This is a genomic window from Vibrio sp. OPT18 (genome assembly GCF_015163615.1).
Taxonomy (GTDB): Bacteria; Pseudomonadota; Gammaproteobacteria; order Enterobacterales; family Vibrionaceae; genus Vibrio; species Vibrio coralliirubri.
Window position 1 is genome coordinate 34,525 of the sequence record NZ_JADDYK010000036.1, and the last position, 17,702, is coordinate 52,226.

A 17,702-nucleotide genomic window follows, 5' to 3' on the forward strand; every position below is an offset into this window, starting at 1 on the left:
ATGAATTTTAAAGCGATTTTAGACAAAATAAAGCCAACGAATAGTAAAGGTAGCTCGCAAGTTGTCCTGCTGGGCAATGATGCCATTTATATTTCATCGACAGAACAAGAGCCTCAAGTAGCCAGCATTCCCGTGGTTAATGGGGACTGGGAGAGTGCGCTAAAAAAATCGCTTAGCAGTGAGGCGTTTACCAGTCATAGCGTCCAATTGATTGTTTGTGCTAACTACTACCAAACCTACCAAATTGATAAACCGGACATTCCAGAGAGTGAATGGTCGGTAGCTCTGCCTTTTTTACTCAAAGATCTTGTTTCAGAAAGAGTCACGGAAATTACCGCGAGTGCGGTCGCGTTACCAACGTCGAACAAGCTGCAAGTATATGTCCTGCCTAAAAAGCTGTTGGACAAGCTTTTGAATATCACTAATTCGGCTCAGGTTGAATTAATAGGCGTTGCTCCTGAAGATGAAATCTGGGGTTACAGCGCTGGCGAACTGTCTAATTTCATTCTTTTGCAGCGCAGCGCCAATTCACACTTTAAGTTGGGTGCGTTTGTTGAAAATACCGTTTGTTTTCAAAGAACAATCCGCAGTGTTGTCCCACCTTTAACTGGGGTTGCGTCAAGTGCTCTGCAGTTGGATGGTCTCGCTTTAGAGCTTCAACGCTCGATTGATTACCTTTCTTCGCAAATTAAAGGCACCCAGCTTCACCAGTTGAAAATCTGTTGTGACGAAGAAGATGAAGCAGAGTTACAAAGTGCCTTAAACAGTACATTGAGCTCGACAGTTTCATTGTTGGTTGAAGGTGAGCGTGATAATTCAGAGAGTTTGTTGGTTAAACTCGCAGCGGAAAAAGAGACGTTTAAGGTCAATCTTTACCCAGAACACCTTAAGCCTAAAAAAGAATATTTTACGCTGACCAATGTTGTTGCGAGTTGGGGGGTAGTTTGTGTTTTGCTGCTTGGTGGTTACTTCGCGATGCAGTATCAGGTCTCTAATCTAGATAAAGAACTAACAGCTCTGCAACAAGACTCGAATCAACTTAACAAGCAAGTTAACCAATTGAATAGTAAGTTAACTCAGCATAAACCGTCTCCAGAGAAAGTCGCGGCTGTTGCGCGTCTCAAACGTGAGACTGAGGCTAAAAAAGAGGCTTTGAAGGCTGTTGGACAATACGACGAATCCCAACAAGTCGGGTATTCTGGCGTCATGAATTCCTTAGCTAAATTAGGCCGAAATGACATCTCTCTTTCGCACATCTACATGACCCACGATACTTTAGATCTTAGTGGCTTGGCTCGTAACGCAAATGTCGTTCCGAACTGGATTGGTCAGTTCAAAAGTGAGCTTAATTTAGTCGGGCGCACTTTTGAAAAACTAAAAATTGGTCGTAATGATCAGGATGTGGTGACGTTCGAGCTAAGCACTCGTCGGGAGAGTAAATAATGCAGCAGTGGAACCAGCTGAGCGACAAGTTTCTTGCATTAAGTCAAAGAGAAAAATGGCTACTTTTTTTGTGTGGATTTGTTGGCCTATCGATGTTGTTGTTCACCTTATTGGTTGAGCCAGCGTATCTCGACCTACAAGCTAAAAATGCCAAGGCGACCAGCCTGACCCAATCGAACCAAAGGCAGCAGGGGGAGCTACTTGTTCTGCAAGCTAAGTTAAACAAAGACCCAGACAAAGACATTAATCGAGAGTACAAAAAATTGCTGGTGGAGAGCCAAGATCTCTCACTTCAACTTTCGCAGATTGTCGATGGATTAATCACACCTTCTCAAATGTCGCAGTTATTGGAGAGCGTTCTTAACGCCGGTAATGGGCTAAAGCTTGAATCGCTAGAGTCATTAAAACCAGAAGCGATTTCGAACAATAAAGAGACCAGCGAATATTCAGGCTACTTTCTTCACCCTGTAAGAATGGAGCTAACCGGCAGTTACTTTGATATCTCAGCTTACCTTCAAGCACTTGAGTCTCTACCTGTGAGTTACTACTGGCGCACATTTGAATACTCAGTAGAAGAATACCCCAAAGCTCGACTGGTGTTCGAGGTTTACACATTAGGTACTAGACAGGAGTTTATCGGTGGTTAGAACTCTTTTGTTGTCCTTGCTATTTAGTAGCTCTTTTGTGTGGGCTGAGCAAGATCCCACGGCGCCATTAGGCTGGCTTTCACCTCAACAGAAAACGGCGCCGGCTAAGAAAGCACCAACTCGTTATCGCTTGCCTTCTTTAGAAAGCATCGTGTGTAAGGGAGATACGCCTTGCTATGCGATTATGAACGGTCAGATTCTCGGACAAGGGGAAACGATCAGAGGGTACCGAGTTAAGAACATAGATCCAGAATACGTCACTCTGCAGAGAAGCTCTAAGCAGTGGAAATTAGAGATGTTCTCTTTAGATGTTAAGAATAATTAAGGTTAGAGTGAAGACATGCGTAAACTTGTAGTAGCAATCCTAGTGTCATCTTTAGTCGGCTGTTCGATGGGGCATAGAGATCCTGTTGAGATTAAAGAGTCTTTAAACGAATCAATTAATGAAGCCAATAGCAGAGCGCTTCATGAGCTGCCTTCGTCGGTTCAAGATGACCTTATGCCTCAGCTTAATTCTGACTCTATGTCTCCGGGTATGGAAACGGTTAAGCGTTTCCGTATTCAGGCAAAAGGCGTTGAAGCGAGAACCTTTTTTGCAAGCCTAGTGAAAGGTACGGAGTATAGTGCGGCTATTCACCCAAGTGTGTCTGGAAACCTTACGCTTAATCTAACGGACGTGACGTTAGATGAGGTACTGGCTGTTGCTCAAGATATGTATGGCTACGATATTGAAAAGCGTGGCAAAGTGATTCAAGTTTACCCTGCCGGTCTTCGCACTGTAACGATCCCTGTCGATTACTTACAAGTTAAGCGTTCTGGTCGCTCACTAACGACGATTACCACAGGTACGATCTCTAACTCAGATTCGAATTCATCGAGCTCTTCAAACTCGAATTCGAACTCAAACTCGTCAAATTCTTCTAACTCTTCTAATTCATCAAACTCGACATCGAATGGTGGTACAGAGATTGAAACGACCTCTGAAAGTGATTTTTGGCCGCAGCTTGAAGCGGCGGTTGCTCACTTAATTGGTTCGGGGGATGGGCAAAGCGTTGTCGTGACCCCGCAAGCGAGTGTGATTACCGTGCGTGCTTACCCTGATGAAATTCGTGAGGTTCGAGAGTTCTTAGGTATTTCTCAAAAACGCTTGCAGCGTCAAGTGATCCTAGAAGCCAAAATCATGGAAGTAACCTTGAGTGATGGTTACCAACAAGGTATTAGCTGGTCTAATTTATCTAAATCTATTGGCAGTGGTGGTGTGGTTATCGACCGTCCTGCAAGTACTTTACCTCCATTAGATGCGATCAGCTCTTTGTTAGGCGGACAAACCAATGTAACGATCTCAGATGGCAGTTTCGAAGCGGTATTGAGCTTTATGGATACTCAAGGTGACTTGAACGTTCTATCAAGCCCACGAGTCACAGCGGCAAATAACCAGAAAGCGGTTATCAAAGTGGGTACTGACGAATACTACGTAACAGATTTATCAAGTTCGGTCGGTAGTGGTGATGACGCGAATGTCGCTCCTGAGGTTGAATTAACTCCATTCTTTTCTGGTATCTCTTTAGATGTGACCCCTCAGATAGATGATAAAGGTAGCGTGTTCTTACATGTTCACCCAGCGGTTATCGAAGTAGAGGAAGAAGTGAAGGAGCTCAACCTAGGTTCTACGACGGGCTTGGTGCAACTTCCTTTGGCGAAAAGCTCTATTCGTGAGTCTGACTCAGTGATTCGTGCGAAAGATGGCGATGTTGTGGTGATTGGTGGGTTAATGAAATCCAATACCAGTGATGTGACCTCTAAAGTTCCATTCCTCGGTGATATCCCAGCACTTGGTCATTTGTTCCGTAATACCAGTCAATTAACTCAAAAAACTGAGCTTGTGATTTTATTGAAACCGACCATTGTAGGCGTCAATACTTGGCAGTCTGAGTTGGAGCGTTCACGTGATCTTCTTCAACAGTGGTTCCCTGATGAAGAGTAATTGCTTACTTTCTCAATATAGAGTGGCAGTGTCTCACTAAGCTAGGTCGTCGTATGTATCAAGCTCACTTTGGTTTTGAACAACTGCCATTTACCTTAACGCCGAATACCGATTTCTTTTATGGTTTAGCGCCTCATTTCGAAGCGATTCAGACGGTAATCTCGGCGTTGGAAATGGGCGAGGGCGTGATTAAGGTGACCGGAGAGGTAGGCACTGGAAAAACCATGGTTTGCCGGATGTTGGTCAATCACCTACATGACTGTACAGCTCTGATCTACTTACCAAACCCTGTGTTATCAGGGGCAGACTTGCGCCAGGCTGTTGCTAAAGAGCTTGGTTTAGCTGTCGATAATGAAGCAACCTTGGTTGATAACATTCAGCACAAGCTTATTGAATTGCACAATTCAGGTTTAAGAGTGGTGGCTATTCTTGATGAAGCTCAGGCTCTATCGGACGAAGCGCTCGAAACATTAAGGTTGTTTGGTAACCTTGAAACGGAAGATAAAAAACTGCTGCAGATTGTCTTATTAGGTCAGCCAGAATTGGATGCTCGATTAGAGGCTTACCACCTAAGGCAGTTTCGCCAAAGAATCACATTTAGTTCGACACTGAGACCGCTGACTCTCGATGAAACGGTGGCGTATATTGATAATCGAATCGCTAAATCGGGTGGCAGTCCTGAGTTATTCAGCTTGAATCAAAAAAAGGCGATCTGTCGTTCGTCGTTAGGTATCCCTAGATTGATAAACCAACTTTGCCATAAGGCTCTATTGCTTTCGTTCAGTGAAGATAAGAAAAGTATCGACAACCAACATCTGTTTTCAGCTATGCATGAAACGTACGATGTGTGTAAGCCTAAATTTAAAACGCCAATACTGTGGGGTTGGAATTAATTATGAGCGTCATTAACAACGCCTTGTCTGAATTGGCAAAGAAAAAATCAGCGACTTCGATTGAAGCGGCAGTCGTACCTGAAGTAAAAACGCGTTCCCCCCTAGTTTGGGTTGTTGCGGGTTTTACTTTGAGCTTAGCGATGGGCGGCTGGGCGATATCGCAAGGCCCTGTGATTGAGCAGTCTATTGTTGATCAGTCAATCTCAACTCGAGACCTACAGGTTCAAGTCTCTGTCGTTGATGATTCAAATGGTATTCAGGAAGTTGCTCAACCTATCTCATCGCCAACTAAGAAATTGGTGACGCTAGACTCAGCAAGCCTTTCAACAGAAAACACTACGATGGTAAAAAGCGCTAAAGCTAAGCCAGTTGTATCTGACTCGGTTGTTGCGTCTGCCCCAAAAGCGACAAAACAACAAACACCAGCTAAACCTCTAAGCGCGCCTAAAGCGACTAATACTGACATCCCCCAACCGGTTTACGTTGCTAGTGTGGCCAAAAAAGATCCTGCGTCTACCTCTAATGAGCCTATAGCCTCTGGTGGTTCAGAAAATAGCGGGATGTTGATCGAGCAGGTTGAGTTAACTCCGGAACAGCTATCTGTGAATGCACAAGGTCGAGCTCAGAAAGCGCTTGATGCAAACGATCTTACTGGTGCGTTGAAGGGCTACACTGAAGCTCTACGCTACACGCCACGAAATGAAGATGTTCGCCAGAAACTTGCGATTCTCTATTTTGGTAAAGGCGATACTCGCAAAGCCTATGAGCTTTATCAGTCTGGTATCAAGCTCAACATCAACAGTGAAAAACTGCGATTAGGGTTATCTAAACTGCTGGTTAAAGCGAATCAATCAGAAGCGGCTTTAAGTCCGTTAATACATTTGCCCCCGAACCCTACCCAAAATTACTTGGCGATGCGTGCGGCGTTGAGTCAAAAATCTCAGCAAGAAGAAGTGGCATTGGAAAGTTACCAAAAGTTGGTTGAGGTCGATTCAGATAATGCTCGCTGGTGGTTAGGCTTAGCGATTCAGCAAGAACGCCAGCTCGATTTTAAATCAGCTAAAGCGTCATACCAAGGTGCCTTAACCCGAGTCGGTATCTCATCTCAATCACAAAGCTTTGTGCGTGACCGGTTAAAAATACTCAATGCTTTAGAGGAGAGCGGCGATGCAAATTAGATTAAGAAAAAGACTTGGTGATTTGCTTGTCGAAGAAGGCATTATCACTGAGGCTCAAGTTGAACAAGCACTGGCCGCTCAGAAAAGTACTGGGCGTAAGCTCGGTGATGCGTTAATTGAGCTTGGCTTCTTGTCAGAACAACAAATGCTGAGCTTTTTGTCGCAGCAGTTAGCGATTCCTCTGATTGATTTAAGCCGAGCCGTTGTCGATGTTGAAGCGGTACAGCTTTTACCAGAAGTACATGCTCGTCGCCTTCGTGCATTGGTTATTGGACGCCAAGGTGACACTTTGCGTGTTGCAATGAGTGACCCAGCCGATCTGTTTGCCCAAGAGTCTTTGCTTGGTCAGCTCGGCGATTACGCGTTGGAATTCGTTGTTGCTCAAGAAAGGCAATTGGTTGATGGCTTCGATCGCTATTATCGAAGAACCAAAGAGATCGCCTCGTTTGCAGAACAGCTTCATGCTGAACACCAAGTTAATGATGCCTTTGATTTCGATATCGCTGAAGAAGACAGTGATGAAGTTACCGTTGTTAAGCTGATCAACTCACTATTTGAAGATGCTATTCAGGTTGGCGCTTCGGATATTCATATCGAGCCAGATTCAAACGTATTGCGTCTTCGTCAGCGTATTGATGGTGTGCTGCATGAAACATTGCTGAATGAAGTGAATATTGCTTCTGCACTTGTACTGCGCTTGAAGCTGATGGCAAACCTCGATATTTCAGAGAAACGTCTTCCTCAAGATGGTCGCTTTAATATCCGCGCTAAAGGTCAGTCGGTCGATATTCGTATGTCGACCATGCCGGTACAGCACGGTGAATCAGTAGTTATGCGTCTTCTTAACCAATCAGCAGGCCTACGTAAACTAGAAGAGTCGGGCATACCGAGTGACCTTTTGGTTCGTCTGCGTCAACAACTGCGCCGTCCACATGGCATGATTTTGGTTACCGGCCCAACTGGTTCAGGTAAAACCACAACCCTGTATGGGGCATTAAGTGAGCTCAACGAACCGGGTAAAAAGATCATTACTGCGGAAGACCCCGTGGAATACCGCCTTCCTCGTGTGAACCAAGTTCAGGTAAACCCTAAGATCAACCTCGATTTCTCTACTATCTTGAGAACCTTTCTACGTCAGGATCCCGATATCATTCTTATCGGTGAGATGCGTGACCACGAAACCGTTGAGATTGGCTTGAGAGCTGCACTGACCGGTCACTTAGTATTAAGTACGCTGCATACCAATGATGCGGTAGACAGTGCGTTGCGTATGATGGATATGGGTGCTCCAGGTTACTTGGTTGCGAGCGCCGTTCGAGCAGTAGTCGCACAGCGATTAGTTCGTAAAGTGTGTACCGATTGTAAGGTTGAGGATGAGTTAGATGAACCTCGCAAGCAGTGGCTGAGCGTCCGTTTCCCTAACCAAGTGGGTGTGCCGTTTATGAAAGGCCGTGGTTGCCAGAACTGTAACTTAACCGGTTACCGCGGGCGAATTGGTGTATTTGAAATGTTGGAGCTAGAGCAAAACATGATGGATGCACTGAGAGCGAACGATGCGGTTGGTTTTGCTCAAACGGCGAGACAGTCTGAAAACTATAAACCGTTACTGGCTTCTGCGATGGAACTGGCTCTGCAAGGTGTCGTGAGTCTTGATGAGATAATGCATCTTGGCGAAGGTGATGCGTCCGGTGCCACTGACCCAATTTATCTGTAGGGGTAGAATGATATGCCAACATATCGTTATGTAGGTCGCAGCTCTGATGGTAGCCAAGTAAGTGGGCAGTTAGACGCGAATAACGAAGATCTTGCTGCTGAAAGCTTGATGAGCAAAGGGATCATTCCAACCTCGATCAAACTGGGTAAAAGTGGTGGTTCAGTCTTAGATATGGATGTATCGAGCCTATTTTCGCCGAATGTTCCGCTTGAAGTCTTGGTTCTGTTTTGTCGACAGTTATACAGCCTAACCAAAGCAGGTGTACCGCTATTAAGGTCGATGAAAGGCCTAACTCAAAACTGTGAAAATAAGCAGTTGAAAGCCGCCTTAGAAGAAGTGGTTGCTGAGCTAACTAATGGTCGTGGGCTAGCGGCATCAATGCAGATGCACCCAAAGGTATTCAGTCCGTTGTTCGTCTCGATGATTGGTGTTGGTGAAAACACAGGTCGTCTAGATCAGGCTTTGCTGCAATTAGCTGGATACTACGAACAGGAAGTTGAGACTCGCAAACGAATTAAGACTGCGATGCGTTACCCAACATTCGTGATCAGTTTTATCTTGATCGCAATGTTCATTCTTAACATCAAGGTGATTCCACAGTTCTCAAGCATGTTTGCGCGCTTTGGTGTCGACCTGCCGCTGCCAACTCGTATCTTGATTGGTATGTCTGAGTTCTTTGTGAATTACTGGGGCTTAATGCTTGGCGTGATCTTTGGTCTTATCTTTGCTTTTAAAGCCTGGGTTAAGACAGACAAAGGGCTAGAAAAGTGGGATCGGTTACGCTTAAAAATGCCGGTCATTGGTGGAGTGGTGAATCGAGCACTGTTGTCACGCTTCTCACGTACTTTTGCTTTGATGCTTAAAGCGGGTGTTCCACTGAACCAGTCGCTAGCGTTATCGGCGGAAGCCTTAGATAACCGTTTTCTAGAGTTGCGAGTTCAAGCGATGAAGTCGGCCATTGAAGCCGGTAGTACAGTTTCATCGACCGCGATTAACAGCGAAATTTTCACACCGCTCGTCATACAAATGATCTCCGTCGGTGAAGAGACAGGCCGTATTGATGAGTTATTACTTGAAGTGGCTGATTTTTATGACCGCGAAGTCGATTACGATCTGAAAACCTTAACCGCCAGAATTGAACCCATTTTGTTAACCATCGTTGCGGGCATGGTGCTGATTTTGGCGCTAGGTATATTCTTGCCGATGTGGGGAATGTTGGATGCAATCAAAGGCTAGGGAATGCTAAATAACCTACAACGCTCACGTTTTGTTATTTGGACAGTGGTTATTCTTTTTCTTATTGTCGGTGTGCTTTCGGCATTCAAAACGGTAGAAGAAGAAGCGACTAACACGGCATTTATCGTCGCGAGCAAGCGGATTTTAGAGCAAGCTAATTTGTTCAAACAGCAGTATTTGTTATCGGGTGCTGGGCAAGAAGAAGGCTCGGAATCCCCAAAGATCTACAGCAGAACTGGGTGGGTAATGCCTATCCAAGGTACGGAGCGAGACTGTAACTATTGGCTGGATCAATTATATCCTCAAGGGAGCATTTTAGGGCTAAGCTCTCCAAGTGTTGAAGATAAAAGTGATAACATACACTTTCACTGCAGTTATCATTATACTGATAAATATCAGATAGATATATTGCTCGAAAGAGAAAGGTTTAGTGTGAAAGCCAATATTTTGGCTTTGTGAAAATATTGACAGTTTTTTTATGGTTTTATACGAGCGCGAATGTATAATGCGCGTTAATAATTAGATGAGTAGGTAGAAAATGCTTAAGAATCAAAAGGGTTTCTCCCTTGTCGAATTAGTCATAGTGATCGTGGTCGTTGGTTTATTGGCGGTTGCCGCCCTACCTCGCTTCTTAGATGTGACAGATGAAGCCAAGAAATCAAGCATTGAAGGTGTTGCTGGCGGTTTTGCGACAGCAGTACTGTCGGCAAGAGCACAGTGGGAAGCAGAAGCTAGGCCATCAGAGAAGATAGGTGTTGAAACATACAATACTGTAAACTATGATGGTGTTGATTTTTGGTTAACGAGATCAAAGAACAGTAACAAGGTCGATACTGATTTTCGAGACGGCTATCCGTGGACTCTGAACAATAATTCGAGCACTGCTCCACAAGATATTTCAGATGAAACATGTTCTGAGTTGATGGAAAACTTGCTGCAAAACCCACCTAAAGTAGGTGCGGTTTCAGATGTCGCTAATGACTCAAATTACAAATATTCAGCGCAAGCGAATTCAGGTGATGCAACCTGTACTTACGTTCAATTAGAAGGTAGTACTGAGCATGAATTTGTTTACGAAATTAAAACTGGTCGTGTGACCGTAACTTTGCAGTAAGTCTGCGTAAAATTAAACATAGAGAGAGCTTAACTATGAAAAGACAAGGCGGTTTCACCCTAATCGAACTAGTGGTTGTAATTGTTATTCTAGGTATTCTTGCTGTAACTGCGGCACCACGTTTCCTAAACCTGCAAGATGATGCGCGAGCATCAGCGCTACAAGGCTTATCTGGAGCACTTAATGGTGCTTCGGGTATTGTTTACGGTAAGGCTGCGATCGAAGGCTTAGAGGCGTCGATTGATCCGACAGACGAAGTTGAAGATATTACTATTTTATTGGGTTATCCAACAGCTGATGCTGCTGGTATTGTTGAGGCGACTCAAGGGTTACCTGAAGATTGGGCACAGTTATCAACAACAGATCGTGTGTTAGAGAATGATGCTGTAACTACAGCTGGTACTATTGTATTCGGTATTGATGGCTTTAACGGTTCGTGTGTTCGTTATACTGAGGCAACAACAACTACTGATGGTGCTTCTGCTGTAGTTATTGTTCCTGGTGAAGGTGGTGAAGGTGGTGAAGGTGCGACTGCTTGTGATGCTGTTGTAACTCCATAATTTATAACCGCATTACAGATTACTTATTATAGGCCAGCACCTGCTGGCCTTTTTTCTATATACAACACATTACTGTTAAAACAATTGGTAGCCATACCGTTTTACATATCAATATCTTGTATACTCAAAGTCACATCGTAGTGAGAGGTTGGTGATGAAGAAAGGTCTTCCAAGTAGTGGCTTTACGTTAGTAGAGCTGATCATAATCATCATCATCATCGGTATCGTATCTATTACAGCTGCATCACGTATGTCCGGGCGAAGCAGTTTTGAGCTCTACGCTTTGCAAGATCAAGCCATCTCAGTTGTAAGGCAAGTTCAAGTCAATCGAATGCAATCAAATATTGATTCGTCATCACCTCTAGATCAAGCTAACTTTCAACTATCTGCCAATGGTAATTGTTTAGGCTCTCCTAATGCGTGTTCCTCAGATGAAAACACTGAGCCAAGAAGTGATCGTGTGATGGATGACGGGTACCTATTCCAATACCAGCCAAGCCTCATTGATAATACTCTTGAATTTGATCTCCTTGGTAACCCTTTATCTGCTGCTTCCGCCGGGGTAGGTATCTCAATCAGTGAGCAAGGAAACACTAATAACCGTGTGTGGGTATGTATCAATGAGCAAGGGTTCGTTTCTGCTGAAATAGGAGGGTGTTGATAATGATAACCAATGCCAAAGGATTCACTTTAATAGAATCAGTGATTGTAATCGTCTTACTGGGGTTTGCGGCGCTTACACTTTCCTCTTTTTTAGCACCACAGTCAGCTCAATCCAGTGATGCCAATTATTACAACAGAGCTTCAGCGTTAGGCGGTAGTGTTATGTCTAGGTTGCTCGCTCAAAGCTATAACGATATTGATGCGTTTAATGGTGAAACTGATTTAAGCAATCTGATAAAAGACGCCTCTACTTACTCGAATTTTCAAATAGAGGTATCTATAGAGGCAGTCTCAGGAGCGAGCAATAACCTTAAATCTGTCATTGTTGATGTTACAGCGAGTACGCAACCAACTGTAACCTTTAGTGCTTTTAAGGGGAATTATTGATGCGAATGAAAGGCTTTACATTGATCGAACTGATTTTAGCTATTGTCGTATCTAGTATTTTGTTACTTGGTTTAGCTAATTTTACCGAAGTGGGTGTAAAAGGTTATTTTGGTACGGTAGAGCGTTATCGTTTACAAACTGAAGCCAATTTTGTTATTGAAAAAATATCGCGAGAGATGAGACATGCGGTACCAAACCTATTCCCCTCTTTAATATCGAGTGGGTGTATCTCTTTTTACCCAATCGTAGACTCTGGTTTCTATGTGGTATCAGGGGCGGATATTAATTTTTTAGTCAGCAACCCAGAGGCTAATGTCCAATCATTACAAAACCTCTCATTGGTCATCAACCCAACACGCCCCTATCAGACCCTAGATAAGATCGACAATCTATTTCCGTTGACCAATGTCAGCCAAGCTACAGGTACGAATGTATCAGGGGCTGCATTTACATTGACAGGACAAGCTGGTGATTTGGTGGGCGGTTCTGTGAGTAATAGGCATTATATTTTTGATGATAACCCTGTTAAATACTGCCTTTCTGGTGATGATTTTTTAACAAGAGCCAATGGTGGAGCGCCAGTTATCATCAGTGATAAATTAAATGTTGCTCAAAGTTCCCTTTTATATTCTCCGGCTACGGTTCAGCAAAACGGAATTGTAGATTTAACCCTTACATTTACTGTAAATGGTGAAACAACTACCTTTGAACAAGAAGTGCAGGTGCTCAATGTCCCTTAGTTATCAACAGCGTGGTAGCGCACTTATCATTGTTATTTTTGTCATTGTTATTGTTGGGTTTCTCGCGACAAGTTTAACCCGCACTAGTTGGTCAACTCACGATACTACTACACGCTCTGTTATGGGAACTCAAGCTTGGCTGCTCAGTCACTCAGTGAATGAGTACGTGATGACTCAGTTTTATCCTGACCCAGATCCTACGGCTTCGTCAGCGGTATCTTCTTTATGTAAAGAAGAAATGTCTCCCGATATTAACAATTTTGCTGAAACTTTAGTTGAAAGTGCGACGGTCTCTTGTGAACTACACCGGTTGGAGTGTGAGAGTCGTGGTCAGTTAGCTGGTATGAGTTTTTATATTCTTGAGTCTTCGGTAGTTTGTGGGTCTGGTGTGAGCCAAGTGGAGCGTAATCAAGAACTTTGGGTGAAGGAGTAGTTAATGTATCAATTAAAGATATATGTAGGTACAAACAGCACTAGATCTTTGGTTTTGGTCTTAGCCTTCATAGTATTCTTGTTTTTTTCATATTCAGTCTCTGCTGGGACAACATATGTATTCCCGAATGATACTGGATATTGTCAAGGAAACTGGGTTTCGAGTCAGAATCGTTGTAACGGCAAGATATACTTGGCTGAGGGTGACAGTATAGTCAATTCTACCGATGCTCCTGTTACCATTACTTCAAATAGTGATATTCAAATAGAAGACAGCCAAATAGGTAGTTCAGACGCTCCAATCAATTTTGTAGCAAATAAAGGGATAACCACTGATAAGGGGCAATCTGTAATCTATGGCAGTTTAACTGCTAAGAACGATATTGTTCTCAAAGGTGCTGTAGTCTGTGATGGTCAAGTTGTATCTACACATGATGATGTGAAGTTGGAACCCGACTTTGGAGGGAACTATATATTTTCATCTACACGAGCTATTAAGGCTGATGATGACGCAATTATAAAAGGCTCATCTATTTGTGGACGAGTGGTTGCTGATGATAAAGAGTATGAGAGCTCTGACTTTTATTGCGGGATTGATGATGCTAACTGCAATTACTCAAATAGAAACTGTCCTGTGGATACCTATCAATCACTTTGTAATATTACTCATCCGCCAGAGTTAGAAGACGTATCCTATGAGTTTGGGTCTATTGAAGGGATGGATTGTACTCATGGTTGTAACCTGTTGTTCCAAAAGCAATATGATAATCCAATTGTATTTTTAATGTCGACAATCGATCCTGATGATATCGTGAATAGCGTACCAACAAAGGCTAGTGTTGCGACTATTTGGGATTCAAAGAAAGGTGCAACAATTGAAAGTGAATCGGCTGAGAGTTATAGCTCAACAGATCGCATGTCGCCGATTTATTACTTTGTTACCGAGCCCGGAAGGTTAACATTTTACGATGACAATGGTTCCAAGGTTTATGGTGAAGCTGGAAACATCATAACTTCTAAGGCTCAATGTAAAGGCAATGCCTGTGGCAGTTCTGATTGGGAAACGGTCTCATATCAGGGAGGTGATATTGCAAACCCCGTGATCATGGCTCAAGTTCAGGGCAAGGACCGAGATTGGGCCACAACAGCTATCTCTGGTTTAACTAACCAAAAATTTAAGCTTGCTTTAGAGCGTGGTCGACAAGGGCCAACTTCTTCAGCTAAGCAAATCGCTTATTTAGCTGTCCCTACTTTTTCAGGGCAAGATGAGTCTAAAACATCAAAAATAGAGTTTTTCCAAGCGCCTGGTACCTACAACCAAAAAACTGAAATAGAGCCAGGTAAATCTATAGGCTGGTCATGTCTGAATAACGAAATATCACTACATCAAAACTTTAGTAAGTTTGGTGTTATTGCTAATAAGCAAACCCGAAATGGTGGTGATGGTGGTTGGCTACGTTATTGTAAGCAGTATGTGAGTGGAGGAGAGTCGCAATTTACATTCGCATTTGATGAAGATGCTACTTCTCTTAGTACTCGAAAACATGGTGCTTATGAATCAGTAGGCTATTTCGCATTTGAAATTCCCGAGGTCGAGATTCCGGTTAACGTATGTAACTTGTTTCCTGAGCCTATCCAAAGTTGGACTGGGGTTGAGAGTTCATTGATTATTAATAATGGGGGGGGCACAACTTTCAATGGCTGGTCTCCCCATTATCTTGATGCTTTTTCAATTGACAATGATCGATCTTGGAGCCCATCTAATCCTGATCCCGAGAGTTTGCTTTTAGTCGGATTTGATTTAGAGGGAGGTACAAATCAAATGTACAACCATGATGTCTGTGGAGATGATTTAGGTTGTGCTGTAGGGAATGAGGATGGTCAACTAAACCGACGAAAGATTGACCATAATTTGTTGCCTAATGTTCCGAGTCGTTCTGTAACAGAGAACCTGGCTATTGATAAAAACATCAAGTCTAGATGTGATGTGTCAAACTTGTGTTCATTTGAGTTAGCAGGAGCTAATGCTAATGTGTATATCAATGAAGACTTGAAACGACTATATATAAATGATTTAGGCAATGAGTATCCAGAAATAAGGGTACACCTTAAGGATGGTTTATATATTGATGATTTCGAGATATCAAATGGTAGTGGCTTAGTATTAATTATCCCTGAACAATCATCAGTAACTTTTAATAACTTTTTGGCTTCGGATACAAGCCGAAGTGATTTTATATTTGAAAATAGCTCTAAAATAAATGTAGTTACAAGTTTTAAATTTAATAATAGCGTCGATATTGTTAATGAGAACGCATACCCAATCATTTATGCTCCAGATGCAACTGTACAGTTGAAAGGAAACTTTAGAGGCTTTATTTTAGCGAAAACACTTAACCTGCCAAACTTACTTACAGTGGAAGGCGCAGTTACTGCTGCGAGCGTTGTTTCGCAGAGTGGTTTAGTTATTAATAAACCTGACTATAGCTGTCCACTTCCTCCACTTCCAACTGGTTCTCTTATCGTTACCCCAAAATATTCGCATGTTCTAACTTGTGAGGTCGCTGAGGTTGAGTTTAAAGTCGTAGATGATGATGGCAACGTGATTAGCACCGTTCAAGATAACTTCACTGCATCACATTCACCAAATTCTACTGGGAAGTGGTGTGAAGATGAGAGTGGAAACAGTTGCTCTACATCTTCGGGGGATTACCAAAGTCACTTTGTGAATGGGCAAAAAACTTTGTACTTATCTTCATCTAAATTAGAGAGTTATGATGCCAGTGGTACTTGGAATGGTGATTTAGAAACGGCTGCATCAAAAATTAACTTTGTACCTTATAAGTTCGATGTTGATGAACAGTTTGTTGTGGCTGGGGATGATTACCTCGTGACGGCAAAGGTATCCTCTTGTAATTCGCAAGATTCTTCTTTATCACAAGATTATGTAGGCACCCCTAAAGTTAGTTTAGGTATCGTTCAACCTGCGAACGGAAATAGTGCGATAACCTTATTAGATTATACGCCTGATTTTGAGGTGAGTGATAACGGTGAAACAACCGACACACTTTCGATTCAAGAGTCAGGTCAGTTCAAAGTAACTCTGACCGACAGCACCTTTGATTGTAGTGAGATGTCGGGTTGCCCTGAGAGTGGTATTGATAAACTTTCTGGTAGTTTTTTTGTGAATTCTCGTCCTTGGCAATTTGCTATTTGTACGGGCAGCAATTCTGATGGTAACAGCAGTGGTGGGAATGCGTTTGTTGCTGCGGGGGAAGAGTTTGACGTGTTTGCTAAACCAATTCGATTCTCGAGTAACGCTAACCCTTCGTGTAACAATAGCTTAGTAACACAAAACTATTTGCTGTCCTCTGGTGCTGTCGTTGCAACTCATACTCTGGATACTCCTAGCAATAATGGTGCAGTGCTTGGTAGCTTAGAGCCTGGCAGCCAATTGACTCAGTCTAGTTCCGATATTAGTCCTAATGATAATGGTTATAAATTCAAAAGTTTAAAGTATTCAGAAGTTGGTAGTATAAATTTTGAAGTGACTGAAGATTCGAGCAGCTTTTACGGCAAGATTCTTGGTGGATTTTCTGGTAACAAGAATATAGGGCGCTTTTACCCTGAACATTTGACACTTATTAGCAACCGTTGGAACTATTCTAGCGACCACGATAGCTTTGCTTATATGGCACAGGGTATTTCTTTCAATTTTATCGTTGAAGCCCGCAATCGAGATAACGAACCAGTGATCAACTATGATCTATTTGCGGATTCATTAAAGGCATCGATTAAGCACGTAGCGATAAACGAAGAAGATGGTGCAGTTTTAAATACAAGAGTTTGGTTATCAGAAGGAAATGATGCGGACAGTACTAGTTGGGGAGAAGGTGATTGGTCTTCAGCTCGTTTAACAATTGAAAATTTTGATTATGAATTCTTAAGGTTAGCTAGTGAAGATGGTCCATACGATGGTACTAATAGTGAATTTGGATTGTGGGTCAGTAACAAAGTTGATGGTGTAGATTTGCAAATTCTAGATTTAGAAAATACTAATGCAGGTTTTACCAATGGTACGAAGTTTAGTGCTCAACCGGATTTTAGATATGGAAGGATGTCTCTCAAAGATGTAGGAGGCAATCAAGGTGGTAGTATCCAAGTTCCATTAGAAGTTCAGTATTGGTCTGGAAGTAAATTTGAGATTAATTCTGATGACAGTGGAAGCCAGTTTAATGGTAGTGATTACTGTGTAACTAAAATTTGGGATGATTCAGAGGTTACAGATGCCAAGTTAACTAGCGATACAGATGATAATGGAAGTGATGATACAGCCTCAGTATTGAAGGGGATATCAAGTAACCTTATTGCTAAGCAAGATACTAGTCGTCGTGAGCAAGTAAGGTTGTTTTTAAGGCAGGGGAGTTCACCAAGTGGAGCTACTTGTGTTGGAAGTGAGGGAACTCAACCTTGGCTACAGTATAACTGGAGAGGCTTAGGTGACGAGGATCCCTCTACCGTCGTCACATTTGGCATCTATCGTGGTAACGATCGTGTGATCTACCGAGGTGAAAGTGGCTTAACAGGTCAGTAATAATATAATTTTTGCCCCTTAAGTTAGGAATCTGTAAGAAATTGCGGGTTTCAGTCCATGTTTGTACTTCAATGCCTTGCCGTAACAGCAAGGCATTGGTACATTTAGTGCAATTTT

Annotated in this window: 16 protein-coding genes; all 16 read left to right on the plus strand. The window is 42.8% G+C overall.

What is annotated here, in order from left to right; all coding sequences use genetic code 11:
- The 16 genes from IQQ51_RS08255 to IQQ51_RS08330 all read left to right on the plus strand — a co-directional run bounded on the left by IQQ51_RS08255 (position 1) and on the right by IQQ51_RS08330 (position 17,585).
- Positions 1–1,443 carry an MSHA biogenesis protein MshI gene (locus tag IQQ51_RS08255; RefSeq protein WP_048614818.1) on the plus strand — a complete coding sequence of 481 codons (1,443 nt, stop codon included), beginning with the start codon at positions 1–3 and terminating at the stop codon, positions 1,441–1,443.
- Positions 1,443–2,090, plus strand: coding sequence for a type 4a pilus biogenesis protein PilO (gene pilO, locus IQQ51_RS08260; RefSeq protein WP_048618122.1), 648 nt, complete (start codon positions 1,443–1,445; stop codon positions 2,088–2,090). The genes IQQ51_RS08255 and pilO overlap by 1 nt, the downstream gene beginning before the upstream one ends.
- The gene (locus tag IQQ51_RS08265; protein WP_017061346.1) at positions 2,083–2,415 is read left to right on the plus strand and encodes a hypothetical protein; all 333 of its coding nucleotides are present in this window, start codon (positions 2,083–2,085) and stop codon (positions 2,413–2,415) included. Before pilO ends, IQQ51_RS08265 begins: the two co-directional genes overlap by 8 nt.
- A 15-nt stretch (positions 2,416–2,430) precedes the next feature.
- Positions 2,431–4,074 (plus strand): pilus (MSHA type) biogenesis protein MshL, encoded by a 1,644-nt coding sequence (gene mshL / locus IQQ51_RS08270; RefSeq protein ID WP_048614823.1) that lies wholly within the window; start codon positions 2,431–2,433, stop codon positions 4,072–4,074.
- A 53-nt stretch (positions 4,075–4,127) separates the two neighbouring features.
- Positions 4,128–4,967 carry an ExeA family protein gene (locus IQQ51_RS08275; protein WP_193840802.1) on the plus strand — a complete coding sequence of 280 codons (840 nt, stop codon included), beginning with the start codon at positions 4,128–4,130 and terminating at the stop codon, positions 4,965–4,967.
- A gap of 2 nt (positions 4,968–4,969) precedes the next feature.
- Positions 4,970–6,145 (plus strand): tetratricopeptide repeat protein, encoded by a 1,176-nt coding sequence (locus IQQ51_RS08280; protein ID WP_193840803.1) that lies wholly within the window; start codon positions 4,970–4,972, stop codon positions 6,143–6,145.
- Positions 6,135–7,859 (plus strand): GspE/PulE family protein, encoded by a 1,725-nt coding sequence (locus IQQ51_RS08285; protein ID WP_048614829.1) that lies wholly within the window; start codon positions 6,135–6,137, stop codon positions 7,857–7,859. Before IQQ51_RS08280 ends, IQQ51_RS08285 begins: the two co-directional genes overlap by 11 nt.
- Positions 7,860–7,871: 12 nt before the next feature.
- The gene (locus IQQ51_RS08290; protein WP_048609623.1) at positions 7,872–9,095 is read left to right on the plus strand and encodes a type II secretion system F family protein; all 1,224 of its coding nucleotides are present in this window, start codon (positions 7,872–7,874) and stop codon (positions 9,093–9,095) included.
- A 3-nt stretch (positions 9,096–9,098) separates the two neighbouring features.
- Positions 9,099–9,554, plus strand: coding sequence for an MSHA biogenesis protein MshF (locus tag IQQ51_RS08295; RefSeq protein WP_193840804.1), 456 nt, complete (start codon positions 9,099–9,101; stop codon positions 9,552–9,554).
- A 79-nt stretch (positions 9,555–9,633) separates the two neighbouring features.
- A complete protein-coding gene (locus IQQ51_RS08300; protein ID WP_193840805.1) occupies positions 9,634–10,209 on the plus strand; it encodes a prepilin-type N-terminal cleavage/methylation domain-containing protein in 576 nt (191 codons plus the stop codon).
- A 35-nt stretch (positions 10,210–10,244) separates the two neighbouring features.
- Positions 10,245–10,769, plus strand: coding sequence for a type II secretion system protein (locus IQQ51_RS08305; RefSeq protein ID WP_193840806.1), 525 nt, complete (start codon positions 10,245–10,247; stop codon positions 10,767–10,769).
- Positions 10,770–10,923: 154 nt separating this feature from the next.
- Positions 10,924–11,430, plus strand: coding sequence for a prepilin-type N-terminal cleavage/methylation domain-containing protein (locus IQQ51_RS08310; protein WP_193840807.1), 507 nt, complete (start codon positions 10,924–10,926; stop codon positions 11,428–11,430).
- 2 nt (positions 11,431–11,432) lie between these two features.
- Entirely contained in the window at positions 11,433–11,819 is a 387-nt protein-coding gene (locus IQQ51_RS08315) for a type IV pilus modification PilV family protein (RefSeq protein WP_193840808.1), read from the plus strand.
- On the plus strand, positions 11,819–12,559 hold the full coding sequence (locus tag IQQ51_RS08320; RefSeq protein WP_193840809.1) for a PilW family protein: 741 nt from the start codon (positions 11,819–11,821) through the stop codon (positions 12,557–12,559). Before IQQ51_RS08315 ends, IQQ51_RS08320 begins: the two co-directional genes overlap by 1 nt.
- Positions 12,549–12,992: an MSHA biogenesis protein MshP gene (locus IQQ51_RS08325; RefSeq protein ID WP_193840810.1), complete on the plus strand. Its 444-nt coding sequence runs from the start codon at positions 12,549–12,551 to the stop codon at positions 12,990–12,992. Before IQQ51_RS08320 ends, IQQ51_RS08325 begins: the two co-directional genes overlap by 11 nt.
- Positions 12,993–12,995: 3 nt before the next feature.
- Positions 12,996–17,585 carry a DUF6701 domain-containing protein gene (locus IQQ51_RS08330; RefSeq protein WP_228012746.1) on the plus strand — a complete coding sequence of 1,530 codons (4,590 nt, stop codon included), beginning with the start codon at positions 12,996–12,998 and terminating at the stop codon, positions 17,583–17,585.
- Positions 17,586–17,702: the final 117 nt, after the last annotated feature.